This window comes from Agarivorans litoreus, from assembly GCF_019649015.1.
Lineage (GTDB): Bacteria > Pseudomonadota > Gammaproteobacteria > Enterobacterales > Celerinatantimonadaceae > Agarivorans > Agarivorans litoreus.
Window position 1 is genome coordinate 281,488 of the sequence record NZ_BLPI01000001.1, and the last position, 18,093, is coordinate 299,580.

The following is an 18,093-nucleotide window of genomic DNA, read 5'->3' on the forward strand; positions in this document are numbered from 1 at the left end:
TAACTTAGGCTAAATCAAAGCCGATAATCATAATGGTATGTTTGAGTATTAGCATCACGACTTGCTTGCAAAACAAAACCCAATTTAAGCAATAAGCGCTGGGATACTTGATTCTCAACATTAACTCCCGCGACTAAACAGCAGTATGCTGTATGTTGTTTCGCCCATTTTATAAAGCCACTTAACAACTCACTGGCAAAGCCTTGTCGCCAGTATGCCTCACCCAATAAATAGCCTATATGAACAGTGCTTTTTCTTTGCTCATGTACAAACAAAAAACCGATGGGGAGCGCTTGGTCATTAATCGAAACGGCAAAAAGCTGGCTTTCTGAACACAGCGTGTTTAACCACTGCAAAGCATCTTTTTCATTATTTATGTGCTGGAAATGCGGCGGTAAAGCCTCTACCACTGCCGGCCTTAGCAGTTCTACAATACGCAATAAAAAGCCAAAGTCTTGCTTGGATACATCCTCACAAAAAACCTTGCCTACCTGTAAACGTTCAGTGGAAAAGCTCGTTTCAGAATACATTCACTCTCTCATTCACCTATCTATAATTGATGCCAAGTAATGCTTAGCGAACAGCACATTGCACAAATGTAACGGAAACCACTAGCAAAGGCGACTACACTAGCAGGTAGACGCTATAGGGAGAGCCAAACGGAATGAAGAGTTTATCTGCCGCTCTGGTGTTACTTGCTGCTTGCTGCACCGCACAAGCCCAATACAACCCCTGGGAACAGGCCACCAGCACCTATCAAGCCCCAGCTGCTGCAATTGGTAGCTACGCCAACGGCTGCCTAGCCGGAGCAAAAGCACTTCCCTTAGCTGGCGAAGGCTATCAAGTTATTCGCGCCCAACGTCATCGCTTTTATGGCCACCCAAGCCTTATCGCATTTATTCGTGATTACGCCAAACAACTGCGCAGCCAAGGCATTAACAATATTTTGATAGCAGACATGTCGATGCCAAGAGGAGGCCAATTCAACTATGGGCATAGTAGCCACCAAATTGGCTTAGACGTGGACATTTGGTTACGACTAGAAGATGATTTACTGGTAACCAAACAACTAGCCAGCCCTTATGCGGTAAGTGTGGTAGACAAGAAAAATTTGGTGATCAATAAAAACACTTGGAAAAATGAGCATAAAACCATGCTAAAAGTCGCAGCTCAAGACCAGCGGGTTGCGCGTATTTTTATTAACCCAATTATTAAACAACAACTGTGTGATGAACGCGAAGCCACTGATGACTGGTTACAAAAAGTACGGCCTTGGTGGGGCCATAGCTCCCATATGCATGTACGTTTAGCTTGCCCAGCGGGTGATACACTATGTAAGAACCAAAAACCAATAGCAAAAGGTCATGGCTGTGACGAGTTAAGCTGGTGGAAAGAACGGCTTGCCAAAACACCTAGTTTTAGTAAACCGCATAAACCTAAACCTTTAAAAGTAAAACCGCTACCTTGCGAGCCCTTGGTTAAAACTTTGCAGGCAAGCCAACACCTTTTCCTACATTAGACAACTTTAATCCCTACTCTAGCGGGGATTTAGTTATACTTCGTGCAGTTTTTCGATACTGTAATACCAATCACACTAAATAATGACCAGAAATAGCGCAGAAACAATATTCGAGAATAAGGCGGAATTTTTCGAAAATAGTTATTCTACAATCAAAAATTCAAAGGTAGTTATCGAGTATTTTAACTAGAAAAAATGAACAGTTATTTAGTGGGATTGGTATGAAAATTTATGCGACTAGACAAGTTTATTTGCAAAAGCACTAGGCTTGATCTTGCTCAGGCAAGATTAGTCATTAGCCATCAGCAGGTACTCGTTAACCAGAAAACGATTACAGATGCGGCGATGCAGGTGCACGAGAACAATCAAATAGAATTATTAGGTGAACGCTTATTTGCCCGCCCCTCTCAGTATTTTATGATCCACAAACCAGCTGGGTGTATTTGCTCTAATAAAGACGAAGCTTATCCGTCGGTTTTTAGTGCCGTTGGGCTAAACCAAAATGAGCAGCTGCATATTGCCGGACGCTTAGACGTCAATACCACTGGTTTAGTATTAGCTACCGATGACGGCAGGTGGTCATTTTCTATAACTCGCCCTGAGCAACACTGCCCTAAGGTTTATCAAGTAACACTTGCTAAACCCATTACCAGCAAAGCCATTAAACAACTCGAAAAAGGCATCGTTCTTCAAGGAGAAGCTAAAGCCACACTACCAGCTGTTGTTAAAGCTTTAAGCTCCACCAAAGTTGAACTAAGTATTTGCGAAGGCAAGTTTCATCAAGTAAAACGAATGTTTGCTGCCACCGGCAACCGCGTTAAGGCACTGCACCGACAACAAATTGCCGACATTGTATTGGACATTGCACCGAGACAATGGCGAGCACTAAACCAACAAGAAATCGATTACTTCTCTTAAAAAGTTTTAAGCATGCAATCACCAGCAATTCTCGATGAAAAGACACTTAAGACAATAAGTGCCTTTGAATAACCACTTTTGACTTTTTACTAAGCAAGGTAAACCAACAACTAAGGCAATAGCGCTAACCGGCGCTACTAGGCTAGTTAACGAGCGCCAAGCAAAGCTATCGGCCACTAAGAACCTCGCCACTGGCATAAACAGCGGCTAAGCCTTTAACTAAGCGCAGTTTGTTTTAACGGAGCCATTGTGAATTTTAGGGTAAACACAAAGAAGTAAGTTACTGGAGTAACTCGGTGACAAGAGGTAACAATGCTTCGAGTTGGCAAGTAAAGGAGATGAACTAATAATTAGAAAGAAAACTAGGAAGTTTTCTAAGCTATTCTCTGTCTAGATAGATAGTTAGGAATTAGCTACGCATATAGATAGACACCGTAAAGCTAAATTATGCTAAACAAATACTAGTTAAATTCAGAAGGAAAAAGTTTGAGAAATCTTATTACATTAGCGGCTTATAAGATTGGGTGGCAACCCTACCAGCCACATCCCGGCACTCGAGTCGTCTGCTGCGGTTGCTCCCTTCCGGGCCTGGCCGAGTTCACAGAGTATCAATGCGGGAGGACCAATAGGGCCACCATAGATGAGCTTCCGAAGAAGCGAGGCTATTCTCGCTTAAGCCTTGTTGTTTTGCAAACGCTAAAAGCGCTTTTTAACCCTGCAAAGCGTTTGTTTGCTCAAGTTTTAATCCTTCTTAGTTTAATATCTTCGCCACTGGCCTTAGCAGAAGCTTTTGATCACGCGAAGTGGGATGGATTGCTAAAAGAATTCGTACATTGGCCAGTGGCTAATCAAGAAAGTCGCGTAGACTACGCCAACTTTGATCAACAAGAGTTACAGGCTTACTTAGACAAACTGGCGAGCATTAGCCAAAGCGAATTTGATGCTTGGTCTGAGAACGAGCAACTGGCGTTTCTGATTAATGCCTACAACGCTTACACCGTGCAGTACATTCTTAGCGCCTACCCTAACATTACTTCTATTCGCGATTTAGGTAACTTGTTTCAGTCACCCTGGAAGAAAAAACGCTTTATGCTGTTTGGCGAGAAAGTCAGCCTTGATCATATCGAACACGATCTAATTCGCCCAGGTTACAATAATCCACACATTCATGCCGCAGTAGTATGTGCTGCTATTAGCTGCCCTCCGCTGCAGAGCGTGGCATTTACTGGTGATGCCGTTGAGCAACAACTCACCCAAGCGTTTAGAGAGTTTTTACATAGCAATAAAAACTATTATGACGCAGACAAAAAGCGCTTATACCTATCGTCTATTTTTAAATGGTATAAAGGCGATTTTGAGGGTGGCCTTAATAGCTACTTAAGCCAGTATGCGGCAGATTTACGCATTAGCCCGGAGCAAGTAAAACAAGCGAAAATTTCTTATCTAGATTACGATTGGTCGTTAAACGACTATCGCTAATAACAGGGTATATTGCAGATACAAAAAAGCCCGCTATTGCGGGCTTTTTTAACAGTGCTAAGTGCTTAGAACAAGCATTTAGATAAGTCGTACAACTCTTCGTTGAATGGACGTTTCATGTTTTCAATACAATCGATGATGTCGTGATGAACCATCTTGTTGTTTTGAATACCGATACAACGTCCACCTTCGCCTTCTAGCAGTAGGTCTACGGCGTATGCACCCATGCGGCTAGCCATTACGCGGTCACGACCTGTTGGCGTGCCACCACGTTGAATGTGGCCAAGAATGGTTGCACGAGTTTCGCGACCAGTGGCCATTTCGATACCAGCAGCTAACTCATTCACGTTAGTGATATGCTCGGTAATCGCAACAATAGCGTGTTTCTTACCTTTTTTCTGACCATCTTTAAGGCTGTTTAATAGCTCTTCACGATCAAAACCCTTTTCTGGGATAATCACGTACTCTGCACCACCGGCGATGCTAGCTTGCATGGCTAAGTCGCCACAGTAGCGCCCCATAATTTCGATAACAGAAATGCGGTTGTGTGAAGAAGAGGTATCACGAATACGGTCAATCGCGTCAATCACTACGTTTAGTGCAGTATCGAAACCGATGGTGTAATCAGTACCTGCAATATCGTTGTCGATAGTGCCTGGTAAACCAATACATGGGAAACCCATTTCAGTTAGCTTTTTAGCGCCCATGTAAGAACCGTCACCGCCCACTACTACAAGCGCTTCGATGCCGTGTTTCTTCATGTTCTCTACTGCTACTTCACGGGTAGCAAGTTCTTTAAATTCTGGGAATCGAGCTGAGCCCAAGAACGTACCACCACGGTTGATAACATCAGAAACGCTGTAGCGATCCAACTTCTTAATGTTGTCTTCGTATAAGCCCATGTAACCGTCGTATACACCGTATACTTCAATATCTTTAGATAACGCACTACGCACAACTGCACGTACCGCAGCATTCATACCAGGAGCGTCGCCGCCACTTGTTAAAACACCAATTTTCTTAACCATCATTCCCTCACAAAGCTGAACTGACCAAAACTTACGTAATAATTCAACAATTCCTTCGTGCCTGCCTTTTAATGCTTTTTTGCTTTTATTGGCTTAACTTGGCTGCACGAAACAACAAATATTCTTTAAACAGCACTAGAATCGGCGACTTCACAATTCCAATCCACTGTTTTTATGAGCGCGCATTTTGCCACGCAAAGGGTAAAAGTTTTATGACCCTAATCAGATAACGCCCACATTTTGAAACAAATTTTCATCCTTGTCCAAGTATAATCACAAGGCTTGCCCCCGATTATAGAAGGAATTTGGCTTTCTGCTTATTTTGAGCAATTAAGCGGCAAACGGGCTCAAAACACAAAGTAAACACTTCACCTTTCTTTCACATTTGTGTAACATTGCGCCCTCAAACTTGTGTCGACCATAAGGTCATAAGTTTGATCATCGTATATATAGGGAATCCCATGAAGACTGATCTTCAATATGCTATCGAACGAAACGTAGCGACCAATCGCCGCGCTGTAGAGAACTACAACTTACTACGCCAGCAAGAGCAAAACCTTGCAACCGAAGCACTAGAGTTAGCATTAGACCGCGAAAGCTTAGGCAATAACTAATTTGCTTGGTGTATACATAAAAAAGGGGCTAAAGCCCCTTTTTTAGTGTTTATTTGGATTCGGCCACAGGCTCTATCGAGTGTAATCCTGGCGATAAATGAATAACTCCGCCGGCATCATTATCCAAAGATAGAATGTTGGTTTTGCTAATGCGGTGTCGATAAATTTCACGCAAATATTTAATCGCATTTTCCACATTCTTAAAGTCCAAACGAATATCGTTAATCGATACAAACTTATCAGCTTCACCAATTAACTCTCGATATTTCTTTTCATACATTGGCTTAATAGCATACCAATTGGTATCTAAGATCTTGGCTGGGTTTTCAAACTCCCATAAGAACTCTTGTAACTCTTCTGGCTTAAACTCATCTTGGGTAATAAAGCGCAGTATTGCTTGGTCGATATCATCGTTATAACGGTACTCTTCTTTCGCAAAACAACGCTTAATATAAGCCACGACTAAGGTTAAGAAGTCGTCACTTAGGCAAGGGCTTTTTGCAACTAATGTTGTTAGAGAAAGGTTTGCAGAAGCACCGATAACAAGCGCATAACGTTTAAGCGTAGTGTTAGGGAAAAGTTTGTTGATATGAACTTTAAGCTTATTTAAATCCATAAACGAGAGCTTGTAGTCTTTTGGCAAAGAAATTATCGAGATTACCGACGAACAATGCTTGAAAAAGTGCAATTCATTTAGCTCTTCTGCATTATATTGACTGTCTTGGTACCTCTTCAGTGACTGTTTATAACGCTGCGACTCGATAGGTAAAATGCTAATACCTTCAATAGCTTGAGTATCACGATTAAAGTGAGGCAAATCAATGGAACGGAAAAATAGCTCATCAATGTCTACATCATCATTTACCGATTTATTTACCACGCTCTCTGCATAGGCAACCGCAACAGGCCCCGCCATACTCATGAACAAATCATTAGCATCTAGGCGTACGGTTTCCGAGATATCAATACCTGCACGGCGGAAATAATTTTCGTCGTAATCTGTGGTTACTGCCTGAGCTGTTAAGATATTAAATATTTGTTGGGAGATATACTGGTTAGCATATTTCTCCATAGTATTTACATCTATATCTTTGCCATTATCGCTCTCTTCTTGCTCTACATAACGCATGATGTCATTAGAAATTAACATCATAGAATTCCAAGGGCGGATCCGCTTCATTACATCTTCTGGTGTATCGTTACTTTCACGCTCTACGTTATACGAGAAATCCCACTCTTCAGAAAGGTACTTACATAACAAACGACCGGCGTTGATATGTAGTGCTTCAGACACCTCGATACTGCTACCCGAGATATTAGGCAGGATACAAATGCCCGAAGTGAAGATGGGTTCAAAAACAAAAGAATCGCGTTTATCGGGTTGATTAGATGGCGACACTTGATAATCAAAGGTTTTACTTAAGTAAGAAAACTGCTGCGCCAGACCAAACTCAGAAGCCATGCCAGAACCAGTACCACCACCGGCACTAAAAATGTAGAAGTAGAGGCGCGATTGGTTAGCTTTAATGCCACAGGAGTCAACCAAGTAAGAGTGAATGTGGCGCCAATCTTCATTTCTAAAGCTAGCAGTTTCTTTATTTAAAATAATCTTAGCTAAGTACTGGCCTAAGATTGGCGCGTTACCTGCGCCTCCGGCGTGTACTTCGGATAAGTCCATCAACTGGAGCTTCTTATATTCATCTAGAAACTTTTGGCGACCGGCTTGTGAGGAGTACTTAATACGTCCTGCAATATCTTTGTCTAAATCACCCACCAATACCACGGGTTCAATCAAAAATACTGGGTTATCACCATTTCCACTATCTAGTGGCAAATGATTTTTAATCCAACGCATGGGTTTAAATTCACGTTCCTGAGCGAGTTGGTCTTGATACTCTAACTCGTTAAGGTAGTGATTACGGGAGTTGTATACCAAAGTGGCTACATCAAGTGCAATATTTGACCCGCAACGGCCAAGACCTATTAAGCAAACAGATGGGAAGCTTTGTTCTAATAAGTCTTTTTCTTCTGATAGATTAGGAAAGATATTCTGTCTAACTTTATCGAGGTTACCTAGGATTTTCTCTAGGCTACTTTCGGTGTAATACAAATGTTCTATAGGAAGAGAATCCTTCATAGTTCATCCTTGTTGTTAGTCTAGTAATTATATTATTTTTATCTCTTCATCCTTGTTCATTCGCGCCTTAAAAGCAAGTTATTCAGCCCGCTATCACTAGTTAATGTGATAGCAGCAAGTCGCGTAAAATTCTTTGCAGGGTAAACACTAATGAGCTAGTAAGAATCGAGCAATAAAAAAGGCGCCCTGAGGCTAATGCCGATCAGTTAAGACAGAACCATTGACGATCTTTCTAGGTATAGCAAAATCCGATGTTATTAATGGCATCGGATTTTTTCGTTTATGGACGTCTCACAAGCACTCAACATCATCAATGACTGGAAGCCCAATCAAATTGAAACACTGGCTGATTTGTTACCCCTTGAGCTCATTAATGATGCCTATGCTTTGTCCGATACGGTTACGCTGAGAAAACGCAAGCTGTCGCTTGAGTCACTGGTCTGGTTGCTTGTTGGAATGGCGCTTTATAATGACAAATCGATAGCCAATATCGTGAATCAGCTCGATATTGTTGACCGTGAAGGTAAGCCTTTCGTTGCGCCAAGTGCACTCACGCAACGGCGTAAACAGCTAGGCGAACAAGCGATACACGATGTCTTTCAACTCATGTCAAAGCGCTGGTGCCAACAAGCCAACTTCGCTCACTGGAATGGTTTAACGCTACTCGGTGTTGATGGTGTCACTTGGCGTACTGATGATTCTAAAGAGAACAGCGATGCATTTTCTCGACCTAAAGGCACACAATACCCACAAGTGCGCATGGTGTGTCAGATGGAGTTAAGCACACATCTCATCACCGCCAGTGCTTTCGACGACTACAACGTCAACGAAATGGTGTTAGCCGAAAAGCTGATTAAAGATACGCCAGACCATAGCCTAACGATGTTCGACCGTGGCTTTTATTCGATGGGGTTACTACATGCTTGGCAGAGTGCAGGTACAGAGCGCCACTGGCTTCTGCCATTAAAGAAAAACACTCAATATACCGTGCAGAGAAGCTTTGGGCGTAACGATAAACTTGTCACCCTTACTAGTAATCCTAGAGCGCGTAAGTTATGGCCAGAACTATCCGAAACGATGACAGCTCGTCTCGTGACCCGCAAAATCAATGGCAAGACATTTGAGGTACTCACTTCTATGATTGACCCGATGCGCTTTCCCGCAGCAGATATTGGTTCATTGTATGGACACCGTTGGGAAATCGAACTGGGATACCGAGAGCAAAAACAGTTTATGTTGGGAAGGCGTTTGACACTCAGAAGCCGTAAACCGGAGCTGGTGCGCCAAGAGTTATGGGGCATTTTGCTGAGCTATAATTTGATACGGTATCAAATGGTTGAAATGTGCTTTGTGTTGAAAGGGAGCTACTTGCCTTACCAGCTGAGTTTCAATGGCGCGTTAGCGCATGTCATGAGGTTATTGGTAGGACTGCCTTATTCCAGCCCAGGGGCAATTCCTCGGCAGCTCAAGCATTTTTATGGGATGGCAGAAAGCCTCATTCTTCCGCCAAGGCGAGAACGAACCTTTCCAAGGTGCGTTAAGCCCAGACCGCAGCGATACGCTAGAAACAAAAATGCCGTTCACCTTAAGTGAACGGCATTGGCGCCCTGAGGCGCCTTATTGCATTGAGTCTAAAATTACCAACCGGTAACTTCACGCAATGCTTTACCAATATCGGCAAGACTACGTACTGTTTTGACTCCGGCATCTTCTAAAGCAGCAAACTTGTCTGCAGCAGTACCTTTACCACCAGCGATAATGGCACCAGCGTGCCCCATGCGCTTACCCGGAGGAGCAGTAACACCTGCAATATAAGAAACAACTGGTTTGGTTACATTTGCTTTAATGTAAGCTGCTGCTTCTTCTTCCGCACTACCACCAATCTCACCAATCATTACGATTGCTTCAGTTTTTGGATCATTTTGGAACATTTCCAAAATGTCGATGAAGTTAGAGCCAGGAATTGGGTCACCGCCAATACCAACACAGCTAGACTGACCAAAACCTTCGTCGGTAGTTTGCTTAACGGCTTCGTAAGTAAGTGTGCCTGAACGAGATACAATACCAACTTTACCAGCTTTATGAATGTGACCTGGCATAATACCAATCTTACATTCATCTGGGGTAATCACACCCGGACAGTTAGGGCCAATCATACGTGCGCCAGCTTCATCTAACTTAACTTTAACTTCTAACATATCCAAAGTTGGAATGCCTTCGGTAATAGTGATGATAATTTTAATGCCAGCTGAGATTGCTTCTAAAATAGCGTCTTTACAGAAAGGAGCTGGTACGTAAATTACCGTAGCATCTGCGCCAGTTGCCTCGACGGCTTCTCTTACTGTGTTAAATACAGGTAGACCTAAGTGAGTTTGACCACCTTTACCTGGTGATACACCACCTACCATTTGCGTGCCGTATTCAATAGCTTGCTCTGAGTGGAATGTACCTTGGCCGCCAGTGAAACCTTGACAGATCACTTTAGTGTTTTTGTCGATTAAGATGCTCATTATTTGGCCTCCGCTGCTTTAACTACTTGCTCTGCAGCGTCTGTTAAGCTGGTAGCTGCAATAATGTTAAGGCCTGACTCAGCCAAACGTTGAGTACCTAGTTCAGCGTTGTTACCTTCTAGGCGAACAACAACTGGTACACTTACACCAACCTCTTCTACTGCGCCAATAATCCCATCGGCAATTAAGTCACAACGTACAATACCGCCAAAAATATTTACCAAAACGGCTTTTACTTTGTCGTCTGACAAAATGATTTTAAATGCTTCGGTAACACGTTCTTTAGTTGCGCCGCCGCCTACATCTAAAAAGTTAGCAGGAGAGCCACCATGCAATTGCACGATATCCATGGTCCCCATTGCTAAGCCAGCGCCGTTCACCATACAACCAATGCTACCATCTAGCGCTACGTAGTTAAGCTCCCATTGGGCAGCGTGAGCTTCGCGCTCGTCTTCTTGCGAAGGATCATGCATTTCTCGTAATCTAGGTTGGCGGTATAGAGCATTAGAATCAATGTTAATTTTGCCGTCTAGACAAACTAGGTCACCACTACCGGTAACAACTAACGGGTTAATTTCTAAAAGCGCCAAATCAAGATCGGTAAACATTTCTGCAAGACCAACAAAGATTTTAGTGAATTGACGAATTTGAGCACCTTCTAAGCCCAGTTTAAATGCTAGTTCACGCGCTTGGTATGGCTGAGGCCCTACTAGCGGGTCAATAGCCATTTGGTGGATCAGCTCCGGCGTTTCTTCGGCAACTTTTTCAATCTCCATGCCGCCTTCAGTTGATGCCATAAATACAACGCGACGACTTGCACGATCAACAACCGCACCAAGGTAAAGTTCGTTAGCGATATCAGAGGCTTCTTCTACTAAAATTTTTGATACTGGTTGACCATTAGCATCAGTTTGATACGTGACTAAGTTTTTGCCTAACCATTGTTGAGCAAATGCCTTAATTTCTTCTTTATCAGACGTTACTTTTACGCCGCCGGCTTTACCGCGTCCACCCGCGTGAACCTGAGTTTTTACTACCCATGTAGAGCCAGGGATTTTGACAGCTGCTTCGGCCGCTTCATGTGGGGTATCACAGGCGTAACCTTCTGGCACTGGCAAACCATAGTCGGCAAATAATTGCTTGGCCTGATATTCATGCAAATTCATGATGTTCTATCCATAGTGTTAGGGGATACATTAGAGGTGCTGAACACCTTTCCGAATAAGGGCCTGAAAGCCAGGCCCAATACAAATTTTTATTATACGTCGAGCAATAAGCGTGTTGGGTCTTCGAGTAACTCTTTAATGGTTACTAAGAAACCAACAGACTCTTTTCCATCTACCAAACGGTGGTCGTAAGACAACGCTAAGTACATCATCGGTAGAATTTCTACCTGACCGTTCACTGCCATAGGCCGATCTTGAATTTTGTGCATGCCCAAAATAGCACTTTGTGGAGGGTTAATAATTGGCGTAGACATTAATGAGCCAAATACTCCACCGTTAGTAATTGTAAAGTTACCACCGGTTAATTCATCAACGGTTAACTTACCATCACGACCTTTAATAGCCAGTTCACGAATCCCTTTTTCTATATCTGCAACGCTTAGCAAATCACAGTCACGCAGCACAGGCGTTACTAAGCCGCGCGGTGTTGATACAGCGATGCTTACGTCAAAGTAATTGTGGTAAACAATTTCATCACCGTCGATAGACGCGTTAACTTCCGGGAAGCGTTTTAACGCTTCAACAACTGCTTTTACGTAAAAAGACATAAAGCCTAAACGAATATCATGACGCTTTTCAAATACGTCTTGATATTGCTTACGCAAAGTCATAATTGGCTTCATGTTAACTTCATTAAAGGTTGTTAACATTGCAGTGGTATTTTTAGCTTCCAACAAACGCTCAGCAACACGTTTGCGTAAACGTGTCATAGCTACACGTTTTTCGCTACGCGAAGATAGCGGCGCTTGTGGTGCAGTCGCTTCGACTTTGGCTTCTTTGGCGGCCGCCGCAGGTTTAGCAATATGTGCTTCTACATCTTCTTTAGTTATACGACCATTTGGGCCAGAGCCTTTAATTGCAGACGCGTCAATACCCTTCTCTGCCACTAAACGACGTACAGAAGGCGATAACTCTTCACCGCTATCAGCTTTATCGTTGCCGGCGTCAGCAGCTTTAGTACTTACTTCTTCGCCAGCAACTGCGCCTGCTTTCATCTTACCGATAACTTGCTGAGCAAGTACCGTTTCACCTTCTGCTTCAACAATCTCTTCAAGTACACCAGCTTCCAATGCGGGTACTTCAAGTACAACTTTATCTGTTTCGATATCAACGATTACTTCATCACGCTCTACTGCGTCACCAGGCTGCTTGTGCCAAGTGGCAATTGTTGCATCAGCTACTGATTCAGGTAGGTCTGGCACTTTAATTTCAATGCTCATTAAGGCTTCCTTTATTCTTTATTATTCAACTGTCAACGCATCAGTAACTAGAGCGCGTTGTTGTTTTAAGTGAAGAGACATATACCCAACCGCAGGAGACGCAGATGCAGGTCGACCAGCATAACGTAATTCAGCTCCGGCAGGGATTACAGATTTAAAGTGATGCTGGCTACTATACCAGGCACCTTGGTTAAGCGGTTCTTCCTGACACCAAACAAATCTTTCTACATGTTGATATTGTTCAAAAATTTGTTTCACGTCTTGGTCGGGGAACGGATACAACTGCTCAATACGTACCAAAGCAACATCAGTTTGTTGATTTTTGCGGCGTTGCTCAAGCAAGTCGTAATATACTTTACCTGAACACATTACTACTTGGCGAACCTGAGCTGGGTCGATATCGTCCAATTCACCAATAGCATTTTGGAACTGGCCTTCTGCTAACTCTTCTAAGCTAGACACCGCTAGAGGATGACGAAGTAAAGACTTAGGCGACATTACAACTAACGGACGACGCATAGGACGAACCTGTTGGCGACGCAACATATGGTAAACCTGCGCGGGCGTAGACGGTACACACACCTGCATGTTGTGTTCTGCACACAATTGCAAATAACGCTCTAAACGCGCCGATGAGTGCTCTGGGCCTTGGCCTTCGTAACCATGCGGCAGCAACATCACAAGACCGCACATACGGCCCCATTTCTGCTCACCAGATGATAAGAATTGATCGATAACCACTTGCGCACCATTCGCAAAGTCACCAAACTGCGCTTCCCATATAACCAAAGTAGAAGGCTCTGCAGTTGTATAACCATATTCAAACGCTAGCACCGCTTCTTCAGATAATACTGAATCAAATAACGCTAAATGCCCTTGCCCTTCAGAGAGGTTTTTTAATGGTACATAGGTTGAAGCATCGATTTGGTTATGCAATACCGCATGGCGATGAAAAAATGTTCCACGGCCAGAGTCTTGCCCGGTAATTCGAATATTATGTTTTTCATCAAGTAAACTTGCATAAGCTAAGTTTTCAGCGAAACCCCAATCCAGTGGTTTTTCGCCCAAAGCCATTAAGCGACGATCATCGTTAATTTTCTTAACGCGGGGATGCAGCTTATGGTCTTCTGGCAGCTTAGTCAGCCTTTCGCCAAGATCTTGAATTACTTTAACAGGTAATGAAGAATCGTACTCCATATCCCATTCGTGACCGAGGTATGGTCGCCAATCAACACTGTGTTCAGTCATTGGGCGCCATTCTTCAACAACACAGTCACCATTGTCTAATTGGTCACGGTAGCCATTAACTAAGGCGGTTGCCTCAGAACTATCTAATTGACCACGTTCTACTAACACATCTGCGTAAAATTTTCGTGGTGTTGGGTGCTTCTTGATTTTTTGATACATCAAAGGTTGAGTTGCGTTTGGCTCATCAGCCTCGTTGTGACCATGGCGGCGGTAACACACCAAATCAATCACCACGTCACGCTTAAAAGTATTGCGGTAGTCCAGTGCCATACGGCTAACAAAAGCAACCGCTTCTGGATCGTCTCCATTTACGTGGAATATTGGCGCCTGCACCATTTTTGCAATATCGGTACAGTATTGCGTTGAACGAGTATCGCGAGGATTAGAGGTAGTGAAACCAACTTGGTTATTCACCACAATACGCACTGTGCCACCGACTTTAAAGCCACGAGCTTGTGACATATTAAAGGTTTCTTGCACCACACCTTGACCAGCAATAGCTGAATCACCATGGATGGTAATCGGTAAGCAGTTTTCACCTGCTCGGCGATCTTGACGAGCACGGACGGAGCCCATCACTACCGGGTTTACAATTTCCAAGTGTGAAGGGTTGAAAGCCAAGGACATATGCACATTGCCACCTGGAGTAGCAAAATCTGAACTAAAGCCTTGGTGGTACTTAACGTCACCGGTACCCCACGTATCGTCGTGTTTACCAGCAAACTCATCAAATAATTCAGAAGGATTTTTACCCAACACGTTTACTAGCACGTTCAAGCGACCGCGGTGCGCCATGCCTATTACAACTTCTTTGGTACCTTGAATACCAGCAGAGCGAATAATCTCTTTAAGCATCACTAGCAGGCTATCACCACCTTCCAGCGAGAATCGTTTTGCGCCTGGGAATTTAGCACCTAGGTATTTTTCTAAACCCTCTGCTGCTGTTAGGCTTTTAAGAAAGCGAATTCGGTCTTCTTGTGTAAAGTCGCCCTGCCCTTCTACTGACTCTAAACGGCTTTGAATCCAGCGTTTTTCATCAGTATCGGTAATATGCATATACTCTGCACCGATAGAACCACAGTAAGTTTTTAGCAAAGACTTATGTATATCTTTAAGAGCCATGGTTTCTTTACCAATGGCGTAGGATCCTACGTTAAACGTTTCTTCAAAGTCTGCGCTATCTAGAGCATGAAACTCTGGAGACAGGTCGGCTACGCGTTCTTGTTGCCATAAACCTAAAGGATCCAGTTGCGCATGCTGATGCCCACGGAAGCGATACGCATTAATTAACTGCAGAACTTTAACCTGTTTGGCTCCGTGTTGAGGATCTTCAACTGGAGAGCTAAACCGAGAAGTATCTTTCGCTAAGCGGCGAAAGTAATCACGAATTGGAGTGTGAGGGGTGTCTTCAGATATGCCGTCTACAGCAGGAAGTTCCGCGAACACTTCCTGCCATTGTTCTGATACAGAAGAAGGATCTTCTAAATATGCCTCATAGAGGTCTTCCACATAAGTCGAATTAGCACCAGCTAAATGCGAAGACTCTAGCCAGGCCTTCATTACGCCATTTTGCATTTAAACGCTATCCCTTTATTTTCTACGTCACTGTATGACTTTTTAGGGTTTTATAAAAAAATAGCCATCCTACCGAAGTAAAATGGCTATTTAGAACCAGCTAATTATAAAAATTAACTTTTTGCTAAACAGCCCGTTTTATCAGCATCGACTTAATGTGGCCGATAGCTTTTGTCGGGTTCAATCCTTTAGGACAAACACTTACACAATTCATAATGCCATGACAGCGGAATACGCTAAAGGCATCGTCTAGTTCTGCAAGACGTTCATCAGTAGCCGTATCTCGGCTATCTGCCAACCAACGATATGCTGCCAATAGACCAGCAGGGCCAACAAATTTTTCTGGATTCCACCAGAAAGAAGGACAAGACGTTGAACAACATGCACATAAGATACACTCGTACATGCCGTCTAACTTTTCGCGTTCTTCTGGGCTCTGCAAGTTTTCACGAGCAGGCGGAATTTGTTCATCATTGATTAAGAATGGCTTAATTCGCGCATAGTTATCGTAAAACTGCCCCATATCAACCACTAGGTCACGTACAACAGGCAAACCAGGTAGTGGGCGAATCACAATGTCACCTTTACCTAACAAGTCTGACAGAGGCGTAATACAGGCTAAGCCGTTTTTACCATTCATGTTAATGCCGTCTGAACCACAAACACCTTCACGACATGAGCGCCTAAAAGCTATGCTAGGGTCTTGTTCTTTAAGCAAAATCAATGCGTCTAGTACCATCATATCAGAGCCCTCAGGGACCTCAAGCTGATATGACTTCATATTTGGCTTAGTATCAGTATCCGGGTTATAGCGGTACAAAGAAAAATTAACGTTCATTACCGCCTCCTTAATATGTGCGAACTTTAGGTTCGAAAGCTTCACGTAGGTTTGGTGACATATTCACCTCACGACGCCCCATTGTCTCGCTAGCTGGATCAAACAGTGAATGGCACAGCCATTGTGCATCATCACGATCTGGGTAATCGAAGCGACTATGCGCGCCGCGACTTTCAGTGCGGAAGTTTGCAGCATGGGCTGTGGCAATTGCAGTTGCCATTAAGTTGTCTAATTCTAAGCACTCTACACGCTGAGTATTAAAGTCTTTTGACTTATCATCCAAACGAGCATTAGCTAAACGCTTGCGAATTACCTGCAGCTCTTCTAGGCCTTTAGCCATAGACTCGCCCTCGCGGAACACCGAGAAGTTAAGCTGCATACATTGCTGGAGGTCTTTACGAATTTGAACTGGATCTTCACCGTCTGAAGTCGAGTTTTCCCAACGATTATAACGCGCCATGGCAGCATCTAATTCTGCTTCTGTAGCATCTGCCATATTGATATCTTCGTTTAGGTATTCACCTAAGAATTTACCGGCAGCTCGACCAAACACAACTAAATCAAGTAGTGAGTTACCGCCTAAGCGGTTGGCGCCGTGTACCGATACACAAGCAATCTCACCCACAGCAAATAAGCCGTTAATGATTTCGTCTTCGCCTTTCTCATTTTGGGTAATAGCTTGGCCGTTTACATTACAAGGCACACCACCCATTTGGTAGTGACACGTTGGAATAACGGGGATTGGTTCTTTAACAGGATCAACGTGCGCAAATGTCCGAGACAGTTCACAAATACCCGGTAAACGGCTCTCTAGAACTTCTTCGCCTAAATGGTCCATTTTAAGTTTGATGTGTGGGCCCCAAGGTCCATCACATCCACGGCCTTCGCGAATTTCAGTCATCATTGAGCGCGCAACAACATCACGGCCTGCCAAGTCTTTAGCATTTGGAGCATAGCGCTCCATAAAGCGCTCGCCGTCCTTATTTAATAAGTAACCACCTTCGCCACGACAGCCTTCGGTCACTAGTACGCCGGCACCAGCAATACCGGTTGGGTGGAACTGCCACATTTCCATATCTTGGATTGGTACGCCAGCACGCAACGCCATGCCCACGCCATCACCGGTATTAATGTGTGCGTTGGTGGTTGAAGCAAAAATACGCCCTGCTCCACCAGTAGCTAATACGGTTGCTTTAGCTTTAAAGTAAACCACTTCGCCACTGTCGATGTCCATTGCAGTACACCCTACAACATCACCATCAGCATTTTTTACTAAATCTAAGGCATACCACTCAGAGAATATAGTGGTCTTCTTTTTAACGTTTTGCTGATACAGCGTATGTAGCAATGCATGGCCGGTACGGTCTGCAGCAGCGGCGGTACGAGCAGCTTGCTCACCACCAAACTCTTTAGACTGTCCACCAAAAGGGCGTTGATAGATTGAGCCGTTATCAAAACGAGAAAATGGTAGACCCATTTTTTCAAGTTCGATAATAACTTCAGGACCTACATTACACATGTATTCAATGGCATCTTGGTCACCAATGTAGTCTGACCCTTTAACGGTATCGTACATGTGCCACTGCCAATTATCTTTGTGTGAATTACCTAACGCAACCGTAATACCACCCTGAGCAGATACAGTGTGAGAACGGGTCGGAAATACTTTTGAAATTAGAGCGCAAGATTTGCCCTCTTCAGAAATCTGTAAAGCAGCACGCATTCCCGCGCCGCCAGCACCGATAACAACGGCGTCAAACTCTCGAATAGAAATTGCCACT

Annotated in this window: 14 protein-coding genes and 1 other RNA gene; 5 read left to right on the forward strand and 10 right to left on the reverse strand. The window is 43.7% G+C overall.

All coding sequences use genetic code 11. The features are described 5' to 3' along the window. Positions 1 to 14: 14 nt before the first annotated feature. Entirely contained in the window at positions 15 to 530 is a 516-nt protein-coding gene (locus K5L93_RS01305; RefSeq protein ID WP_220718129.1) for a GNAT family N-acetyltransferase, read from the reverse strand. A 134-nt stretch (positions 531 to 664) separates the two neighbouring features. On the opposite strand from K5L93_RS01305, the gene mepA reads away from it, so the two are divergent. After that, positions 665 to 1,519, forward strand: coding sequence for a penicillin-insensitive murein endopeptidase (gene mepA, locus K5L93_RS01310; protein ID WP_220718130.1), 855 nt, complete (start codon positions 665 to 667; stop codon positions 1,517 to 1,519). Between the two features lie 231 nt (positions 1,520 to 1,750). Beyond that, positions 1,751 to 2,437 (forward strand): pseudouridine synthase, encoded by a 687-nt coding sequence (locus K5L93_RS01315; protein WP_220718131.1) that lies wholly within the window; start codon positions 1,751 to 1,753, stop codon positions 2,435 to 2,437. A gap of 531 nt (positions 2,438 to 2,968) precedes the next feature. On the opposite strand, the gene ffs is transcribed toward K5L93_RS01315, so the two are convergent. Beyond that, positions 2,969 to 3,065: signal recognition particle sRNA small type (ffs, locus tag K5L93_RS01320), an RNA gene on the reverse strand. 185 nt (positions 3,066 to 3,250) lie between these two features. Between ffs and K5L93_RS01325 the strand changes: the two genes are divergently transcribed. Next, a complete protein-coding gene (locus K5L93_RS01325; protein ID WP_220718132.1) occupies positions 3,251 to 3,916 on the forward strand; it encodes a DUF547 domain-containing protein in 666 nt (221 codons plus the stop codon). A 65-nt stretch (positions 3,917 to 3,981) separates the two neighbouring features. On the opposite strand, the gene pfkA is transcribed toward K5L93_RS01325, so the two are convergent. Then, complete coding sequence (gene pfkA / locus K5L93_RS01330; RefSeq protein ID WP_016403613.1) at positions 3,982 to 4,944, reverse strand: 6-phosphofructokinase; 963 nt, start codon at positions 4,942 to 4,944, stop codon at positions 3,982 to 3,984. 461 nt (positions 4,945 to 5,405) lie between these two features. Here pfkA and K5L93_RS01335 point away from each other — a divergent pair, with 461 nt between their 5' ends. Further along, positions 5,406 to 5,558, forward strand: a complete 153-nt coding sequence (locus K5L93_RS01335) for a hypothetical protein (protein WP_220718133.1) — start codon at positions 5,406 to 5,408, stop codon at positions 5,556 to 5,558. A 49-nt stretch (positions 5,559 to 5,607) separates the two neighbouring features. On the opposite strand, the gene K5L93_RS01340 is transcribed toward K5L93_RS01335, so the two are convergent. After that, positions 5,608 to 7,695: an FtsZ/tubulin family protein gene (locus K5L93_RS01340; RefSeq protein ID WP_220718134.1), complete on the reverse strand. Its 2,088-nt coding sequence runs from the start codon at positions 7,693 to 7,695 to the stop codon at positions 5,608 to 5,610. 282 nt (positions 7,696 to 7,977) lie between these two features. Here K5L93_RS01340 and K5L93_RS01345 point away from each other — a divergent pair, with 282 nt between their 5' ends. Next, entirely contained in the window at positions 7,978 to 9,288 is a 1,311-nt protein-coding gene (locus K5L93_RS01345) for an IS4 family transposase (protein WP_220718135.1), read from the forward strand. A gap of 44 nt (positions 9,289 to 9,332) precedes the next feature. Here K5L93_RS01345 and sucD read toward each other — a convergent pair whose 3' ends face one another. From sucD to sdhA, 6 genes are all read right to left on the reverse strand, one after another. After that, positions 9,333 to 10,205: a succinate--CoA ligase subunit alpha gene (sucD, locus tag K5L93_RS01350; protein ID WP_220718136.1), complete on the reverse strand. Its 873-nt coding sequence runs from the start codon at positions 10,203 to 10,205 to the stop codon at positions 9,333 to 9,335. Then, positions 10,205 to 11,371, reverse strand: coding sequence for an ADP-forming succinate--CoA ligase subunit beta (gene sucC / locus K5L93_RS01355; RefSeq protein WP_220718137.1), 1,167 nt, complete (start codon positions 11,369 to 11,371; stop codon positions 10,205 to 10,207). The genes sucD and sucC overlap by 1 nt, the downstream gene beginning before the upstream one ends. 92 nt (positions 11,372 to 11,463) lie before the next feature. Beyond that, positions 11,464 to 12,651, reverse strand: coding sequence for a 2-oxoglutarate dehydrogenase complex dihydrolipoyllysine-residue succinyltransferase (odhB, locus tag K5L93_RS01360; protein WP_220718138.1), 1,188 nt, complete (start codon positions 12,649 to 12,651; stop codon positions 11,464 to 11,466). A 21-nt stretch (positions 12,652 to 12,672) separates the two neighbouring features. Further along, complete coding sequence (sucA, locus tag K5L93_RS01365; protein ID WP_220718139.1) at positions 12,673 to 15,474, reverse strand: 2-oxoglutarate dehydrogenase E1 component; 2,802 nt, start codon at positions 15,472 to 15,474, stop codon at positions 12,673 to 12,675. Between the two features lie 124 nt (positions 15,475 to 15,598). Then, positions 15,599 to 16,312 (reverse strand): succinate dehydrogenase iron-sulfur subunit, encoded by a 714-nt coding sequence (locus K5L93_RS01370; RefSeq protein WP_220718140.1) that lies wholly within the window; start codon positions 16,310 to 16,312, stop codon positions 15,599 to 15,601. Between the two features lie 10 nt (positions 16,313 to 16,322). Further along, positions 16,323 to 18,092, reverse strand: coding sequence for a succinate dehydrogenase flavoprotein subunit (sdhA, locus tag K5L93_RS01375; RefSeq protein ID WP_220718141.1), 1,770 nt, complete (start codon positions 18,090 to 18,092; stop codon positions 16,323 to 16,325). Position 18,093: the final 1 nt, after the last annotated feature.